Origin of the sequence: Planobispora rosea (assembly GCF_014648175.1) — a bacterium.
GTDB classification, from domain to species: domain Bacteria; phylum Actinomycetota; class Actinomycetes; order Streptosporangiales; family Streptosporangiaceae; genus Planobispora; species Planobispora rosea.
Map to the genome: position 1 here is coordinate 12,905 of NZ_BMQP01000025.1, position 16,276 is coordinate 29,180.

Sequence of the window (16,276 nt, forward strand, 5' to 3'; positions counted from 1 at the left end):
TTCGGGGTGAAGACCCTCGGGTCATCCCGCGGAACGGACGGCGTAGCCGCCGAGGGCGGGCTCCAGGAAGCCGAAGGCGGTGTCGATGTAGCCGGTGAGGACCGCCGCGATCTCCGCGTTGTCCTGCCCCGCGATGGTACGGCGGAGCGTCTCGTCGAACAGCAGCCGGTGGACGCCGCCGAGCTGGGCGGCGGCCACGCGGGGCAGGATGTCGCCGGGGCCGGCGCCGGTCTCCGCGGCGAGCGCGCCGGCCAGGGCCTTCTCGCGCTCGTCGTGGAACTCCCGCAGCCGGGCCGTCAGGGCCGGGCTGTCGTGGACCATCCGGGCGAAGGCCGGACCGGAGAAGCCGATGACCGGATCGTGCTCGGCGACCGCGGCCAGGTAGGCGCGGCGGAGCGCGGCCAGGGCGGACTCGCCGGGCGCCCTGTCGCGGACGGTCCGGGCCAGCGCCTGCACGAACTCCTCGCTCAGGTCGAAGACCAGGTCCTCCTTGCGCGGGAAGTAGTTCGTGACCGTCATCTTGGCCACCTGCGCGGCCTCCGCCACCTCGGCGATCGTCACCTTGTCGAAGCCGCGTTCCAGGAACAGCCGGGTGGCCCGGTCGGAGATGTTCTCCCTGGTCTGCTGCTTCTTCAGCTCTCTGAGACCCGTCTTCTGCGTGCTCACATCCTCATCATATATGGGATAGACACAAATTTGTCTTTGACATCTTTCTATGTTCGACACACATATTTGCCATACGGTCGTCCGACCTCCCGCTCCCGCCCACGAGCGGGAGCGCGGGTGACCGATCGCTACCGGCTATACGCCGGATGGAGAGGGGCACGGGTTCCTTCGTGCGGTCACGACGTACCGGAGGACTCCATACCGGAGCCGTCATGACCCCTTTAGGGGTGACCGAAGAAGGCGCCGGCCTTCCACCGCAACCGCTCCCTCGCTACGCGGGGGTGAGCTTCTGAGTCGTCAGGCGGCCAGGTCCAAGGGGATGACCTGGGCGGCTGTGCGGCGGAGGCGGTAACTCAGGGCGTCGGGGCGGGAGACCACCACGACCTCGACGCCGCGGCGGCGGAGCCAGTCGGCCAGGTCGGTGAAGATGCCGTCGCCGGAGCCGATGATCACGCGTTCGAAGCGGTCGTCGAGGTGGTCGAGGCGGATCACCTCGCACAGCGCCTCGTCGGCGCCGTCGGGGCCGGAGCGGACCAGGAGCTGGATGCCGGCCAGGGCCAGGCCGACCGCCAGGAGGGCGCCGTGGTTGACGGCCGCGACGTACTGGTCGGTGAAACCCGCGGGGACGCGGCGGCGGTAGTGGCCCATCAGGGTGACGACCTCGGCGGTCGCCGGGCGGGGGGTGCCGACGAGGTTCTCGACGTCCAGCAGGTGAACGGATCGGCCGCACGAAAGGTTACGCATAGCGATGCCCCCTTGCCCCTGAGTTACCTTTGCATGGCCGCCACTTTAATGCTGGAAATCGCTGGAACTCAAGGGAGACACGTGGAACTCCTGTTACGATCCGGGCCGTGAGTGAATCACTGGACGCGCTGGAGCGGCGGATCGCCGAACTCCGTGCCGAGGTGCGGCGGGCGGTGAAAGCGCGTGACGGCATGCGGGCCCGCCAGCTCCGCGCCGATCTGCGCCGGGCCGAGCTGGCCTGGGACGAGGCGATCATGGCCGAGGACCCGGCGGCGATCGTGCCCGGCCTGCGGGAGCTGCAGGAGCCCGCGACCTCGTTGCTGCCGATCCGCGAGCAGGTGCACCAGGCGCTCCTCCTGCTGGGCGTGCCCTCGGCGGCCCGGATGGTCGTGGCGGTGAACGCGGCGTTCTTCTCCGGGGCCCTGCGGGGACCGCAGCTCACCAGCCTCCGCCGGGACGAGGAGCGTTCCTTCCGCAGCGATCCCTACGCCAGGCCGTACTACCTGTGCGCCGCGCTGACCGACCGCCTCTCCCCCGCCCGGGGCCTGCTCGCCGACAGCACCTGGCCGCTGGAGGCGCGGGTGGTGGGGCCGCTGAGCCCGCGCGTCGATTACCTCACCGCCGCCGTGCGCATCGCCGAGCACCTGGAGCGGCTGGCGGATCCGCCGCCGGGCGCGGTCCGGCTGCTGTCGCGGATGGCCCAGAACATCCCCGGCGCCGCCGAGGGTTTCGCGCCGACCGACCCGACGACCGTGATCCGTGCGGCCCGGGCCGAGCTGGAGGTGCACCTCGCCGCCGACGCCGCGCAGCGGGCCGAGGTCGCGGCGCGGGCGGGTGAGCAACTGACCGACGTGGAGCGCCTGTTCGGCGCGTCCACGCTGAGCACCCTGAGAGGGGCCTGTTGACCATGAGCGGGCACACACCGGCACGGCCTGCCCGGGCGGGCGGGCGGCGTGGCGGAGTCGTCACGAGCGTGCGCGATGGGGGCGTGCGGTGAACCGGCTGGACAGGTTGCGCGGGCCGGTGCCGCCGCGCGCGCACGACGCGCGGGCCCTGGCGGCCCTGGCCGCCAACCCGGGGTGCGCCCGGCGGGCGCTGATGGACGCGGCCGGGGTGGACAAGGACGGTACGGCACGGCATCTGGGCTTCCCCGCGCCCTTCGGCCAGTCACAGTTCGCGATCACCCGGGGGAACGTGTTCGAGGCCCTGGTGAAGGAGAACGGCTGCGCGGAGCTGCTGCGGCTGCTGCGCGAGCTGCTCGGGCTCCCCATCGACCAGGTGGGTTACCAGGACGTGGAGACCGTTGGCTCGCACCTGCGGGCCTCGCACACCCGGACGCTGATCGACCGGGCCGCGCGGGAGCTGGACGCGGCGGTCTTCTACGACCATCCGATGCTCAGCCTCCAGATCGCCGGGCACACCGCCTATCTGGAGCCGGACGTGCTCGCCTTCCAGCTGGGCGGGCGCTTCCACATCGTGGAGATCAAGTCGTTCTCGGTGATCGACGGGCAGGCGGAGCCCGAGAAGGTGGCGGCGGCGGCCCGGCAGGCGGCGGTGTACGTGCTCGCGTTGCGCGCGCTCATGGCCGATCTCGGGCACGATCCGGAGCGGGTCTCCCACGACGTGGTGCTCGTCTGCCCGGAGAACTTCGCCAACCGGCCGACCGCGTCGCTGGTGGACGTGCGCAGGCAGCTGGCGGTGCTCAAGCGGCAGCTGGTACGGATGACCCGGGTGGACCGGCTGCTGGAGGGGCTCCCCCCGGAGCTGACCTTCTCCCTGGAACCGGATGACGAGGGCGTGCCGACGCGCTCGGCGCGTGAGCTGGCCGAGGCGCTGGGCCGGGTGCCGGCCCGGTACGCGCCGGACTGCCTGTCGACGTGTGACATGTGCATGTTCTGCCGCGACGAGGCGCGTGCCTGCGGTTCGACGGACCTGCTCGGCCGTCAGGTCCGCGACCAGCTCGGCGGCGTGTCGGGGGCGGCCGAGGCGCTGGGACTGGCCGAGGGGACGATCGTCCCCGGCGAGGGCCAGGAGGAGATCGCCCGGGTGCTCCGGCTGGCCAACCGCCTGCGGGAGGAGTGCCTCAGGTGAGCGAGCGGAGCGAGCGGGCCGTGGACGCGGCAGCGTCGCGGACGCGGCCGGCGGAGGAGGTCGCGTGAGCACTCTGCTGGCGCTGGCGCGGTTGCGGGCGATGCGGGACGGGACGGCGCAGCGGATCACCACGGTCCGGCACTGCCATGTCGCGGAGCGGCCGATGGTGTTCATCCCGCTGAAGCTCGCCGGTGAGGCCGCGGCGCCGCTGGGGGCGATGGTGGGCACCGATCCGGGGCATCCGCGGCTCCTGGTCGTGCCGCAGCCGCGCAACCGTGATCTGCGTTTCGCCTTCGCCGGGGAGCTGGCCGAGGTGCTGCTGCCGTACATCGAGAGCTTCCAGAAGGCCACCGAGACGGTGGAGAAGAAGGGCGGCGAGCCGTACGAGCGGTGCCTGGACGCGCCGCAGATCGTCGTGCCGAACCGCCCGGCGGTGGCGTTCACCGGGCTGCTGGGGCGCTCCACCCGCTTCCGGCGGGTGGACGGGCCCCATCCGGTGCATCCGTCGGTGCCGCTGCTGGGCCGGTGGCTGACGTATTTCGCGGACCGGGCCGCGCAGCCGGGGTCGTCGCTGCTGCTGGCGGCGACGGAGGCGCTGGGCGCACACTGGGCGACGGGGCAGAGCGGCCTGGAGGACGCGAACCTGGCGGCGCTGATGGGCTGGATCGATCCGCCGGCCGGGATGAGCGGACGGCGGGCGGCGGAGGAGGCGGAGGATCCGCTGCTGTGGCCGCCGGCCGGTCCGGCGACCGATCCGGGGTTCGACAACGAGGTGCTGGGCCCGGCGATCCGGGCCTACGAGGACGCTCCGACGGCGCGGGCTGTGGAGCGGATCACGCAGGCTCTGCGGACCCAGCTGGAGCCGACCTGGCGGCTGATGTGGCGGGCGGTGGAGCTGCTGCGGGCGCTGCCGGAGGGCTCGCGGGTGCGGGACCGGTGGGAGGCGGACCGGGGGTCGTTCACCCGGTTCGTGGAGCGGCTCGCCGAGGGCGGGCCCCCGCAGGCGCGCAGGGACGGCGCGGTGAGCGCGGCGGCGCGGCTGGCCGGGCTGGAGCGGGCGCGGGCCGGTTACGACGTGCAGCGGGCCTATGACGACCCGCTCGTCATGGCGGAGTACCGGCTGACCGGTGAGGCGTTCGCCGGGGTGGTCACGAGTGCCGAGCCGGAGCATTTCGAGGGCGAGGGCCGCTCGCGCAAGCTCCGGCCGCTGATCACGGTCCGGACGGAGGATCCGGTACGGCTGGCGCCGGGCACCGTGCTGGGCAGCCCGGACCGGAAGGGCCACGGCGCCGAGGTGGTCGGGCTGGCCGGCGACGAGATCACCTTGAAGATCGTCAAGGGGATGGGACGGGGGAGGACGCCTGCTCCGGGCGCGGTGCCCGAACCGGGCGAGCGGGTCTGCTACACCTCGCTGACCGATGACTTCCAGACCTCGGCGGCGCTGCCGGATCCCGAGCAGACGCCGTGGACCCACGGCGGACCGCCCGAGGAGTACGTGCCCAGCGACGATGACGCGCGGGAGGAATGGGAGTGAGGAGCGGTCATGGCGCTTGAGATCGTGCGGACCCCGACCCCGCAGCAGGAGGCGGCGGCCGTCGTGGCGGGCGTGCTGGCGGACCTGCCGCGCCACCGCGGCGTGGTGGTGGACTCCCCGCCCGGGGCGGGCAAGTCGACACTGGTGGTCAGAGCCGCCGGGCACGTCGCGGAGACCGGCGAACCGCTGATGATCGTCGCGCAGACCAACGAGCAGGTCGACGACCTGGTGGAGCGGCTGGCGACCGAGCATCCGGACCTGGCGGTCGGCCGCCTGTCGGCGAGCGGGTACACCGCGCCGTCCCGGATCCGCGGGCACTCCAACGTCTCGATCGCGAGCAAACTGCCCGACCTGGGCGATCCGGCGGTGGTGGTGGCCACGGCGGACAAGTGGGCCTGGGTCGGTGACCGTACCTGGCCGTGGGCGATCGTCGACGAGGCGTACCAGATGCGCTCGGACAAGCTGCTGCGCATCGCGTCGTTGTTCGAGCGCGCGTTGTTCGTGGGCGACCCGGGGCAGCTGGACCCGTTCTCGATCGTGGACGGCGACCGCTGGGCGGGCCTGTCGTGGGATCCGGTGCAGAGCGCCGTCTCGGTGCTGCTGCGCCACAATCCGGACCTTCCGGTGCACCGGCTCCCGGTCTCGTGGCGGCTGCCGGCGTCGGCGGCGCCGGTGGTGTCGGAGGCGTTCTACCCGTTCACCGGGTTCCGGTCGGGGACCGGGCACGCGGACCGGTCGCTGGAGCTGACGGTGAACGGCATGCGGACCTCCTACGACCGGGCGCTGGAGACGGCGGCGGCCTCGGGCTGGGCGCTGTACGAGCTGCCGAGCCGGCACACGGTGCGCACCGACGCCGAGGCGGTGCAGGCGGTGGCGCTGCTGGCGGTACGGCTGCTGCAGCGGGCGCCGGTGGCGCACTCGGAGCGGGGCAGCCACCCGGTCACGGCGGACCGGATCGCGATCGGCGCGGCGCACCGCGACCAGGTGGCGGCGATCCGCGCGGCCGGGGTGCCGGACGAGATCACGGTGGACACCGCCAACCGGCTGCAGGGCCGGGAGTACGACGTGACGATCGTGCTGCATCCGCTCTCGGGGCGGCGGGACGCCACCGCGTTCCATCTGGAGTCGGGGCGGCTGTGCGTGCTCACCTCGCGGCACCGGCACGCGTGCATCGTGGTGGCGCGGGCGGGCATCCCGGAGCTGCTGGACGCCCATCCGTCGGCCGAACCGGTGCAGCTGGGCGTGCCGGTGAAGTTCCCGGACGGCTGGGAGGCCAACCAGGCCGTGATGGCCCACCTGGCCGGTCACCGGGTGACGCCCTGAGCGCCGGGTGACGCCCCGAAAACCGGATGACGCCGAACACCGGGTGAGGCCGCCCTGCCCGTACCGGGCGGATCAGTGGACGTGGTCGGGGACCGAGTCCTCCGGGTGCGCGCGGAGCCAGGCGATGCGCTCGCGGCTCTCGTCGTCGGCGGGCGTGTAGACCACCAGGCGGGTCTCCGGCGGTGAGGCCAGGGTCATGCTCGTCGAGACGGTGCGGATCAGCCCGGCGGCGCTGTGCTGGAAGATCTTCATGCGGCTGCCGGGCCTGGCCACGTCGTGGGTGGCCCACATCCGGGCGAACTCGGGGCTGGCCGCCGACAGACGGCGGACGAAGTCGGTCCAGGCGGGTTCGCCGAGGTGGCGGCCGAACCCGGCGCGCAGGGTGGCCACCATCTGCGGCAGTTCCTCCTCCCGGTTGACCACCGGGTTGCAGCAGTCGCGGCCGGTGAACAGCTGCCAGAGCGCGTTGCGGGTGGCGGGCGGCTGCGTCGTCAGGATGGGGAACATCGACTCGTAGGTCGCGTTCCAGGCCAGCAGGTCGTAGCGGGCGTTGTAGACCGCGGCGGGGATCGGGTCAAGCTGGTCGAGGATGAGCTGCGTCTCGGGTTCCAGGCTGAGGCATCCCCCGGTCTCGGTCACCTCGGGCACGTCGGCGAGCCGGTAGAGGTGCTCGTGCTCGGCCGGGTCCAGCCCGAGGGTGCGGGAGATCGCGTCGAGCACCTGCACGCTGACGTTGATCGGCCGTCCCTGCTCCAGCCAGGTGTACCAGGTGACGCCGACCCCGGCGAGCTGGGCGACCTCCTCGCGGCGCAGACCGGGGGTGCGGCGGCGCAGGCCGGGCGGGAGGCCGACGTCCGACGGGGTGATGCGCTCCCGGCGGCTGCGCAGGAAGGCGGCGAGCTCCGTCCGGCGGGCTCGGGCGTTCCGGCGGCTTCCGGTACGGCTGTCCGGCTGGATCACGGTCACCCTCCCATGCTGGCCGACGTGTGATCCGCTTGCCAGGTGTTACCGATACCAGGATCGGCAGGCTCTCACTACCCGTATCCGGCCGGCCGCAGAGTCGTCCCATGACCGCTGTCTCCACAAGCCCCACGAGGGCTCCGGCCCTGCGCTCCCCCTGGCTGCTGACGATCATCCTGACCGGGCAGTTCATGGCCGTACTCGATGTCTCGATCGTCAACGTCGCCGCCCCCGTGATCCGTTCCGATCTCGGCGCGTCGGGTTCCGCCCTCCAGATGATCATCTCTGGGTACACCGTCGCCTACGCCATGCTGCTGGTCACCGGTGCCCGCCTCGGCGGCCGGTACGGCGGACGCCGGTTGTTCCTGTCCGGCCTGGCGCTGTTCACCGCCGCTTCCCTGGCCTGCGGGCTGGCCTCCTCCGCGGGACAGCTGATCGTTTTCCGGCTGCTGCAGGGCGCGGGGGCGGCGCTGATGGTCCCGCAGGTCCTGATCATGATTCAGACGAACTTCGCGGGGGCGGCGCGGGCCCGGGCGCTCAGCCTCTACGCCGCGGTGATCTCCGGGGCGGCGATCGCCGGGCAGGTGCTGGGCGGCCTGCTGGTCTCGGCCGACCTGCTGGGTACCGCGTGGCGGCCGGTGTTCCTGGTGAACGTGCCGATCGGGCTGGGCCTGCTCGTCGCCGGACGGCGGCTGCTGCCCGCCTCCGAGCCCGGTGCCCGGCGGCCCCTGGACCTGCCTGGCCTGGTCACGCTCTCGGCGGCGGTGAGCCTGCTGGTGGTGCCGCTGGTGCTGGGACACGAGCAGCACTGGCCGCTGTGGGGCTGGGTGACGATGGCCGGGAGCGCGGTCCTGGCGGGGGTGTTCGTGGCGGTGGAGCGGCGGGCCGCCGCGCCGCTGGCGCCGGCTCGGGTGCTGCGTGCCCCGGGGGTGGTCCCGTCGATGCTGGCGGTCCTCGGGGTGATGGCGACCTACGGGGGGTTCCTGTTCACCGTCGCGCTGCACCTGCAGGGCCCGCTGGGTGACAGCCCGGTCGAGGCGGGCCTGACATTCCTGCCGATGGCGGCGGCCTTCGCCGCGGTCAGCCTCAACTGGCGGCGGGTCCCCGAGCGGCTGCAGCGCCGGGTGATCGTCGCTTCGTTCGGCGTCGCCGGGCTCGGCTACCTCGCCCTGGCGGCGGCGTTCGGCGGGGGCGGGCACGGGCAGCCGCTGCTGGCCGTCACCCTGGCGGTGACGGGGGCGGCGCTGGCCGGGACGTTCAGCCCGGTGCTCGGGGTGGCCCTCACGCATGTCGCCCCCGCCGACGCCTCCGACGCCGGCGGGCTGTTCGTGATGGTGATGCAGCTCGGCCAGGTGGCGGGCGTGGCGACGTTCGGCACGCTGTACCTGGCCCAGGGGTCGATCACGGCCACCGCGGTGGCGCTGGGCGTCACCGCGGCGGCGGCGGGGCTGTGCGCGCTGCCCCTGCTGCGGGTACGGTCCCCGCGCTGAGCCGCCCCCGGTGCCCGGAGCCGGGCACGGTCCCCGCGCCGGGTCTCCCTGGCGCCCGGGAGCGGGTACGGCCCTCGCGCTGGGCCGTACCCGCTCCCGGGAGTCAGACCGTGCGCCGCCAGACGTCGATGGCCAGCACCTGGCGCATGCCCACCGACAGGTACAGGTCCAGGGCGGGAGTGCTGTTGCCCGCGTCGACGTGCAGGTAGGTGCCGGCCCGGCCGCGCCGGGCGTCGGCGGCGAAGGCCGTGCGGAGCATGAGACGGCCCAGGCCGCGACTGCGGAAGGCGGGCAGGACGGCGAGCTGGCGGACGTAGCCGCAGTTCTCGTCGCCGGCGAACATGTCCGTGCCGAGCAGCATCGCCGCGGGCTCGCCGTCGACGGAGGCGACGAGCAGCTGGGACCAGTCGGTGGTGCTGGAGGAGTCCAGCTCGGCGAACCACTCGTCGAAGCCCTTGGGGACGAACCCGAAGTGCTCGGCGAAGCCCGCCTGCTGGACGGCGTGGCCCTGGCGGCGCGCCTCGTCGGTGTCGCCGGCACGGAGGGTGACCCCCGCCGGGAGGGCGGGCTCGGTGACCGGCCCCTCGTGGTCGATCAGGAGCCGGATGAAGCTGGCGGCGGGCGTGAAACCGCGGGCGGCGGCGACGGCGCGCTTGCCGCTGTCCTCGCGGTAGAGGCCGATGTCCAGGACGGCGCGGTCGTGGCCCAGCTCGGCGGTGATCTGCCTGGCCCGCTCGGTCACGGTGTCCCACAGGCGGCCGGTGAGGGCCTGGGCGTCGGGGTGGGTCACCACGTCGACGTCCACGTTGTCGCTGGTGCCCTTGCGGCGGGCCCACGCCCAGGCGACCAGACGGCCGCCGGTGTCGTGGACGAGCCAGCCGTCCCTGTCCCTGTCGAAGTCGGGCTCGTTGAGTTCGTCCGTGACGTCGTCCAGGGTCATGTCCGCCTTGCCGATGACCTGCGTGTCGCACAGCGAGATCAGCTCGTGGATGGCCTGGGCGTCGTCGGCGGTGGGCCGCCGGGTGACGTACCCGGCGGCGGTTGCGGTGCTGTCCATGGGATCGAGTGTGACCCGGCCGACTTGGCTCTGACTGGGTCACGGCTTGGCCGCCGCGTGCTCACCGACCGCCGCATGCTCACCGGCGGGCCCCGATGTGGCCGCGGTTCAGTCCAGGGCGGCCGGGACCGGGGGCGCGGCCTCCGCGTCCGGCCCGTCCCCCTGACCGGGGCCGCCGCGCAGCGGGATCTCCTTGACGAACGCGGCCAGCAGCGGGACCACGACCGCGAACAGGATCGCCCACCAGAACACGTCGGCGATGGAGGCGGCCAGCACCTCCAGGAATCCGCTCTTGACGGGGGCGGGCAGCTCCTCCAGGGCGGCGGGGTCGAACTGGCCGCCTCCTGAGGCGAGTTTCTCCCCCTCCGCGCCGAACCTGGCGGTCATGCCGTCGGTCAGCTGGTTGTTGAAGACGGCGCCGAACAGGGAGACGCCGAACGAGCCGCCGATGGAGCGGAAGAAGGTGGAGGTGCTGCTGGCGACGCCCAGGTCCTTCTGCTCCACGCTGTTCTGCGCGATCAGCATGGTGGTCTGCATCAGGAAGCCCATTCCCGCGCCGAGCACCGCGATGAAGACTCCGGTCTGCCAGGAGGGGGTGGTGACGTCCATCAGTGACAGCAGCCACATGCCGATCGCCATCACGACGCCGCCGGCGATCGGGTAGGTCTTGTACTTCCCCGTGGTGGTGATGGCGCGGCCGACGAAGAGGGAGATCACCATGGCGGCGCCCATCATCGGCAGCATGAGCAGGCCGGAGTCGGTGGCCGAGGCACCTTGGACGATCTGCTGGAACAGCGGAAGGAAGTTGATCGCACCGAACATGGCGAAGCCGAGCAGGAAGCCGATCAGCGAGATCAGCGTGAAGTTGCGGTTGGCGAACAGGCCGAGCGGCAGGATCGGCTCGGCGGCGCGGCGCTCGACCGGGACGAACAGGGCCAGGGTCGCCACGGCGAGCCCGGCCAGGCCGAGGATCTGCGGCGAGGTCCAGTCGTACTCGTTCCCGCCCCAGGTGGTGATGAGGACCAGCGCGGTGATGCCGATCGAGAGCAGGGTCGCGCCGAGCCAGTCGATGCGGTGCTCGGTGCGGAGCCTGGGCAGCTTGAGCCTGGCGGCGAGCAGGGCCAGGGCGACGAACCCGATGGGCAGGTTCACGTAGAAGGCCCAGCGCCAGTCGAGGTGGTCGGTGATGAACCCGCCGACGAGCGGGCCGGCGATCATGGAAAGTGACATCACCCCGGCCATCAGGCCCTGGTACTGTCCCCGCTCACGGGGCGGGACCAGGTCGCCGATGATCGCCATGGCGTTGACCATCAGGCCACCCGCGCCCAGCCCCTGGAAGGCGCGGAAGGCGATGAGCTGGGTCATGCCTCCCTCGGGACCGCCGAGCGGCTCGGACCCGGCCATGCCGCACAGGGCCGATCCGACCATGAAGATGACGATGGAGATCAGGAAGATGTTCTTCCGGCCGTACAGGTCGCCGATCTTCCCCCAGATGGGGGTGGAGACGGTCGTGCCGAGGACATATGCCGTGACCACCCAGGAGAGGTGGGAGATGCCGCCGAGCTCGCCGACGATGCGGGGCATCGCGGTCCCGACGATCATGTTGTCGAGCATGGCCAGCACCATCGCGAGCATCAGGCCCGGCAGCACGACCATGACTTCGCGCCGCCGCCCCGGTGCCGGTGCGGTTTCCTTCACTTCCGTCGCCCCCAGGGATGGTCACCAGTTAGTCGATCTTGCTTACTTGCCGACCGGCAAGTGTCCGATATGCTAAGAAGGTAGGCACTTACTTGCCGGCCGTCAAGCAGATTTCCGAGCAGAGAGATCCGAGCAGAGAGAAGCGTGCGAGCGTCATGAGGGACCAGGCCGACACCCGTACCCGAATCCAGGACATCGCCCTGAAACTCTTCACCGATCAGGGGTACGAGGCGACCTCGCTCCGCGAGATCGCCGAGGCCCTCGGCGTGACCAAGGCCGCCCTCTACTACCACTTCAAGACCAAGGACGACATCGTCACCAGCCTGGCCGAGGACCGGCTGCGCAGCGTCGAGGAGCTGGCGGCCTGGGCCGCTGCCCAGCCGCGCACCGACGAGACGCGGCGCGAGCTTATCCGCCGCTACGCCGACGAGCTGCACCGCAGCCGGCACCGGGAGATCATGCGGTTCTTCGAGCGCAACCAGACCTCATTGAAGAACCACCCGGTGATGGAGAAGGCCCGCGCGAAGATGTTGGACCTCCTCGCCTTCCTCGTCGACCCCGGCGACCCCGCGACCGTCCGGCTGCGGAGCTCCATGGCCCTGTTCGCCCTGCACGCGGCCTGGTTCCTGCTCAAGGACGACGACATGACCGACGAGGAACGCCAGACCGCCGGCCTGGAGGTCGCACTGGAGCTCGCCCGGCGGTGAGCGTACTCATCGATCCGCCCAACTGGCCGGGCCCGCGCGGGCTGCTCTGGTCCCATCTGGTCAGCGACGTCTCCGTCGAGGAGCTGCACGCCTTCGCCGCCGCGCTGGGCGTGCCGCCCCGGGCCTTCGACCGCGACCACTACGACGTGCCCGAGACCGTCTACGAACGGGCGATCGCGCTGGGCGCCGAGGCGGTGTCCTCGCGCGAGCTTGTCACCCGCCTCACCGCCGCGGGCCTGCGCAGGCGCAGAATCCGTCCCTCAACCCACCGCTGGTAAAGTTCGTCCTTAAATCGTTATGCATCCGCATGGGTGTCTCCACCACGGGAAGGGCTATGAGCCAGCCGTGAAGGAGGGGACTGTGGAAGCCACGATCGCACTGCGCCTGCCGCGCGACGCCGCCAGTGTTCCGGTCATCAGGCAGATGCTGGACTCGGCGCTGGACGCTCTGGGCGTGCAGCGGCAGATCCGCGAGGACATCCAGCTCATGCTCTCGGAGGCGTGCTCCAATGTGATCAAACACGCCGCCTCCAGCGACGACTACACCGTGCGGACCGAGCTCTGCCACGACCGCTGCGTGATCAAGGTCGTGGACGAGGGGAAGGGGTTCGACTTCACCGGAGCCCGTCAGGCCCCTCCGAACGCCGAGTCGGGCCGCGGTTTGATGATCATGGAAGCGCTGGCCGACAACATCCGCTTCGACAAGCGCGAGGAGAAGGGCTCCATCGTCTGCCTGGAGAAGGAACTCCGGTTCGACGAGGACGCCCCCGGCGAGTCACTGCTGCTCAGCGATGAGCTTGAGCTCCGATAGGGCGTCGCGGAGATAGTCGGTGATCGTCCACACGTCGGGAACCATCTCCCGGCAGGCGATCACGCCGACGTCCAGCGAGCCGTCGTAGGAGAAGACGGTGATGTTGAGACCGCCGCTGCCGTCGGTGATCACCGAGACGGGATAGTAGGACAGCAGCCGCGAACGGCAGACGTAGAGGGGGATCTGCGGGCCGGGGACGTTGGAGATGATCAAGTTGATCGGCCCGGCGGTCTCGGCGAACAGGTTGAAGGCGGCCCTGGCCGCCAGCCCCGTCAGGGCTGAGGGCATCACGTCGCTGACCTGCTGCAGCCAGCGGGCCGGGGCGAGCGACGAGCGGGCCTTGATCATTGCCATCGCGTCCCGCACGGCGTTCAGCCGCTCCACCGGATCGGCGATCTGCGTCGCCAGCTGAGCGATCATGATCGTGACCTGGTTGCCCGCGCTCTCGTCCCCCGGGGTGCGCAGGGAGAACGGCACACCGGCGATGAGCGGCCGGTCCGGCAGGGCGTCGTGCTTGAGCATCCACTGCCGCAGCGCCCCCGCGCAGATGGTCATCACCACGTCGTTCACCGTCACGCCGAAGGCGTTCTTGATCTGCTTGACCTCGTCGAGCGAGAGCGCGGCGAAGGCGAACCTGCGGTGAGCGCTGATCCGCCCGCTGAACGGGGTGCGCGGCACGCTCATCCTGGGCAGCGCGGGCACCGGGACCCTGCCGGTCAGGCGGTGGGCCAGGCCGCGGGTGACGCGAGAGACCAGGCCCGCGCCGGGCACCTGGGAGACGACGGGGATCTCGTCGAGGTGGGGGACCGCGTCGACGAGGAACCTGAACGTGTTCGCCGGGTTGACGACGGCCTTGGCCACGCCCCGGGCGATCATCTCGGATGCGCCGACGCGCTCGGGCGGCCCGGCCGCCGGCTGCGCGGGCGGGAGCTGCGCGGGCTCGGGTGAGGTGTCCAGCAGCGAGGCGAGCACGCCGGCACCGGTGACGCCGTCGACCGCGGCGTGGTGGACCTTGATGTAGAGGGCCATCCTGTCGCCCGCGAGGCCATGGATCAGGTACATCTCCCACAGCGGGCGGCGCCGGTCGAGCCGGCGGGCGTGCAACCGGGACACCTGCTCCCCCAGCTGCTCGTCGCTGCCCGGCGCGGGCAGCGCGAGCTCGCGCACGTGGTAGTCGAGGTCGATCTTGTCATCCTCGGTCCAGTACGGATGGTCCAGGCCGAAGGGGACCGAGACGAGCCGCTGCCGGAAGGGCTCGGCCACGTGGAGCCGGCCGGCCATCAGGGAGAGCAGGTCCCCCCGGGTCAGCCCGCCCTCCAGGATCGCCAGACCGGCGATGTTCGCGACGTTCGTCGCGGTCTCGAGGTTCAGGAACTGCGTGTCCAGCGCGCTGAGCTGACGCATGGCCTACCTCCCGGGGGTCTGTGCTCCGTCTTTCTCCCGTCCGGTGAACACGGCCGTCACCACGAGGACGATCAGCCCGATCGCCGCGATGGCCAGCACTGCCAGACCGATGAGCCCGAACGCGATCAGGATGGTGAAGATCTCGCCGATCAACTGACGCACCGGAGAGCACTGCCCGGATTATCCGCTTCGTACACCGGGTTCCCGCGCACGGGAGAAAGTTCTCACCCCCGGGTGCCATCCCGGAACGCCTCCCCCGGCAGGGACAGCAGGGCCGTGTGCAGCCGGGCCGCGTTCGCGGGGTCGAACTCCGGACGGTCGAGGCGCACCGGCCGGCCCCGGAGGAACGCGCTGAGCGGTTCCGTCGGCGGGTCGTCCAGGAGGGCGGCGACCGGGCCCACGGCCCTGTCCACCGGCTGGGCGAACAGGGCTGCCATCGCCTTCGTCAGACCGCGCATGGGCTGCCGGAGCGACTGCGTCATCCCGGTCGCGACGAACCCGGGGTTGTAGAGGACGTAGCGGGTCCGCCCGCCCGCGTGCCGCTCCGCGAACGACACGCCCAGCAGGTCGTTCGCCCGGGCGCCCTGCATGGTCACCCTTCCGGCCCGGTACGGCGCCCGCTCGTGCTGCAGGTCGTCCCAGCGCATCGTCCCGGCCGTGATCCCGCCCACCCCGCACAGGCTGAGGATCACCGGGGTGCCGGGGGCGCGTTCCAGGGATCCGCGCAGCCCTTCGGCCAGCAGGTGGCGGCTGAGGACGTAGAGGGCGAAGGTCTGCTCCAGCCCTTCGGCGGTCCGGATCCGGCGGGGGTTGTAGCGGTAGGCCCCCAGGACGAGGGCGTCCAGGACCGGATGCCGGTCGGCGAGCTCGGCGGCGACGGCCCGCGACCGGGCGGCCGAGCCGAGGTCGGCCTGGACGAACTCGGCCCGTTCGCCGGCGCCGAGCCGTACGGCCTCCCGCAGGAGGCGCCCGCCCTTGCCGGGGTCGCTGCCCACGGCGACGACCCGCTCCCCTCCCGCCAGGTAGCGCAGGGCGAGTCCCCGGCCGATGCCGTCGGTGCCGCCCGTGATGACGATCGTTCTCATCGGTCCTCCACAAGTTGAGGTCTTCCTCAGATTAAGGGGAAGTTGAGGGTGCCCTCAAGTAGGTAGGCTGCGGATATGGCGAAACCGCTGCGCAAGGACGCCCAGCGCAACCGCGACCTGCTCGTCGCGGCGGCCCGGGAGCTCTTCGCCGAACGGGGGCTCGACGTCCCACTGGAGGAGATCGCCCGCTGCGCGGGGGTGAGCATCGGCACGCTCTACAACCGCTTCCCGGGCAGGGCCGACCTGATCGACGCGGTTTTCGCCGACCGCGTGGCGGCCACGCGCGTGCTCGCGGAGGAGGCGCTGGACATGCCGGACGCGTGGGACGGCCTGGTCCGCTTCCTGACGGGAGTGTGCGAGATGCAGGCCGCCGACCTGGGCTACAACGCCCTGGCCTCCGAGCGCGGGCCCTACGCCGCCGCGAGCGAGGAGGCCGTGGCCGAGGGCTACGCGCTCATGCGGCGGATCGTCGCACGGGCGCAGGAGAGCGGCACGTTACGTCCCGATGTGACGCTGGAGGACATGGTCTTCGTGGTCTGGGGCCACGCCCGTACCGTCGAGGCCACGGCGGCGATCGCGCCCCGCCTCTGGCGCCGCCACCTCGCCCTGCTCCTGGACGGTCTGCGGACCCCCGAACCCAGCCCGCTGCCCGAACCCCCGCTCAGCCCGGAGCAAGCCCGGCGGGCGATGTCCCCGTAGTCCTCGCG

The 16,276-nt window shown here is 71.8% G+C and carries 17 protein-coding genes; 9 read left to right on the plus strand and 8 right to left on the minus strand.

Going from position 1 to position 16,276, the window contains the following annotated elements; genetic code table 11:
* Nucleotides 1-21: 21 nt before the first annotated feature.
* Together IEZ08_RS23590 and IEZ08_RS23595 are read right to left on the minus strand one after the other, a co-directional pair.
* On the minus strand, nt 22-666 hold the full coding sequence (locus IEZ08_RS23590; RefSeq protein ID WP_068923436.1) for a TetR/AcrR family transcriptional regulator: 645 nt from the start codon (nt 664-666) through the stop codon (nt 22-24).
* A 297-nt stretch (nt 667-963) separates the two neighbouring features.
* On the minus strand, nt 964-1,410 hold the full coding sequence (locus IEZ08_RS23595; RefSeq protein ID WP_189242908.1) for an NYN domain-containing protein: 447 nt from the start codon (nt 1,408-1,410) through the stop codon (nt 964-966).
* Between the two features lie 107 nt (nt 1,411-1,517).
* Between IEZ08_RS23595 and IEZ08_RS23600 the strand changes: the two genes are divergently transcribed.
* The 4 genes from IEZ08_RS23600 (at nt 1,518) to IEZ08_RS23615 (ending at nt 6,358) form a co-directional block, all read left to right on the plus strand.
* The gene (locus tag IEZ08_RS23600) at nt 1,518-2,315 is read left to right on the plus strand and encodes a hypothetical protein (protein ID WP_068923434.1); all 798 of its coding nucleotides are present in this window, start codon (nt 1,518-1,520) and stop codon (nt 2,313-2,315) included.
* A gap of 88 nt (nt 2,316-2,403) precedes the next feature.
* Nucleotides 2,404-3,501 carry a hypothetical protein gene (locus IEZ08_RS23605; RefSeq protein WP_189242909.1) on the plus strand — a complete coding sequence of 366 codons (1,098 nt, stop codon included), beginning with the start codon at nt 2,404-2,406 and terminating at the stop codon, nt 3,499-3,501.
* Between the two features lie 64 nt (nt 3,502-3,565).
* On the plus strand, nt 3,566-5,035 hold the full coding sequence (locus IEZ08_RS23610; RefSeq protein WP_189242910.1) for a hypothetical protein: 1,470 nt from the start codon (nt 3,566-3,568) through the stop codon (nt 5,033-5,035).
* Between the two features lie 9 nt (nt 5,036-5,044).
* The gene (locus IEZ08_RS23615) at nt 5,045-6,358 is read left to right on the plus strand and encodes an AAA family ATPase (protein ID WP_068923431.1); all 1,314 of its coding nucleotides are present in this window, start codon (nt 5,045-5,047) and stop codon (nt 6,356-6,358) included.
* Between the two features lie 72 nt (nt 6,359-6,430).
* Here the strand turns inward: IEZ08_RS23615 and IEZ08_RS23620 are convergent, their stop codons facing one another.
* Nucleotides 6,431-7,324 carry a helix-turn-helix transcriptional regulator gene (locus IEZ08_RS23620; protein ID WP_229803446.1) on the minus strand — a complete coding sequence of 298 codons (894 nt, stop codon included), beginning with the start codon at nt 7,322-7,324 and terminating at the stop codon, nt 6,431-6,433.
* A gap of 101 nt (nt 7,325-7,425) precedes the next feature.
* Here IEZ08_RS23620 and IEZ08_RS23625 point away from each other — a divergent pair, with 101 nt between their 5' ends.
* Entirely contained in the window at nt 7,426-8,808 is a 1,383-nt protein-coding gene (locus tag IEZ08_RS23625) for an MFS transporter (protein WP_189242911.1), read from the plus strand.
* Nucleotides 8,809-8,911: 103 nt separating this feature from the next.
* Here IEZ08_RS23625 and IEZ08_RS23630 read toward each other — a convergent pair whose 3' ends face one another.
* Together IEZ08_RS23630 and IEZ08_RS23635 are read right to left on the minus strand one after the other, a co-directional pair.
* A complete protein-coding gene (locus tag IEZ08_RS23630; RefSeq protein WP_189242912.1) occupies nt 8,912-9,865 on the minus strand; it encodes a GNAT family N-acetyltransferase in 954 nt (317 codons plus the stop codon).
* A gap of 108 nt (nt 9,866-9,973) precedes the next feature.
* Nucleotides 9,974-11,563: an MDR family MFS transporter gene (locus IEZ08_RS23635; protein ID WP_068923428.1), complete on the minus strand. Its 1,590-nt coding sequence runs from the start codon at nt 11,561-11,563 to the stop codon at nt 9,974-9,976.
* A 155-nt stretch (nt 11,564-11,718) separates the two neighbouring features.
* Between IEZ08_RS23635 and IEZ08_RS23640 the strand changes: the two genes are divergently transcribed.
* The 3 genes from IEZ08_RS23640 (at nt 11,719) to IEZ08_RS23650 (ending at nt 13,080) form a co-directional block, all read left to right on the plus strand.
* Entirely contained in the window at nt 11,719-12,270 is a 552-nt protein-coding gene (locus tag IEZ08_RS23640; protein WP_068923427.1) for a TetR/AcrR family transcriptional regulator, read from the plus strand.
* Nucleotides 12,267-12,548: a DUF4031 domain-containing protein gene (locus IEZ08_RS23645; protein ID WP_189242913.1), complete on the plus strand. Its 282-nt coding sequence runs from the start codon at nt 12,267-12,269 to the stop codon at nt 12,546-12,548. The genes IEZ08_RS23640 and IEZ08_RS23645 overlap by 4 nt, the downstream gene beginning before the upstream one ends.
* An 82-nt stretch (nt 12,549-12,630) precedes the next feature.
* The gene (locus IEZ08_RS23650; protein WP_068923425.1) at nt 12,631-13,080 is read left to right on the plus strand and encodes an ATP-binding protein; all 450 of its coding nucleotides are present in this window, start codon (nt 12,631-12,633) and stop codon (nt 13,078-13,080) included.
* Here IEZ08_RS23650 and IEZ08_RS23655 read toward each other — a convergent pair.
* The 3 genes from IEZ08_RS23655 to IEZ08_RS23665 all read right to left on the minus strand — a co-directional run bounded on the left by IEZ08_RS23655 (nt 13,045) and on the right by IEZ08_RS23665 (nt 15,569).
* On the minus strand, nt 13,045-14,484 hold the full coding sequence (locus IEZ08_RS23655) for a WS/DGAT/MGAT family O-acyltransferase (protein ID WP_068923424.1): 1,440 nt from the start codon (nt 14,482-14,484) through the stop codon (nt 13,045-13,047). The two genes, IEZ08_RS23650 and IEZ08_RS23655, sit on opposite strands and share 36 nt — an antisense overlap.
* 3 nt (nt 14,485-14,487) lie before the next feature.
* Nucleotides 14,488-14,646: a hypothetical protein gene (locus IEZ08_RS23660; RefSeq protein ID WP_176728488.1), complete on the minus strand. Its 159-nt coding sequence runs from the start codon at nt 14,644-14,646 to the stop codon at nt 14,488-14,490.
* A 62-nt stretch (nt 14,647-14,708) separates the two neighbouring features.
* Nucleotides 14,709-15,569, minus strand: a complete 861-nt coding sequence (locus IEZ08_RS23665) for an SDR family NAD(P)-dependent oxidoreductase (RefSeq protein ID WP_068923423.1) — start codon at nt 15,567-15,569, stop codon at nt 14,709-14,711.
* Nucleotides 15,570-15,644: 75 nt separating this feature from the next.
* Between IEZ08_RS23665 and IEZ08_RS23670 the strand changes: the two genes are divergently transcribed.
* Nucleotides 15,645-16,268 carry a TetR/AcrR family transcriptional regulator gene (locus IEZ08_RS23670; protein ID WP_068923422.1) on the plus strand — a complete coding sequence of 208 codons (624 nt, stop codon included), beginning with the start codon at nt 15,645-15,647 and terminating at the stop codon, nt 16,266-16,268.
* Nucleotides 16,269-16,276: the final 8 nt, after the last annotated feature.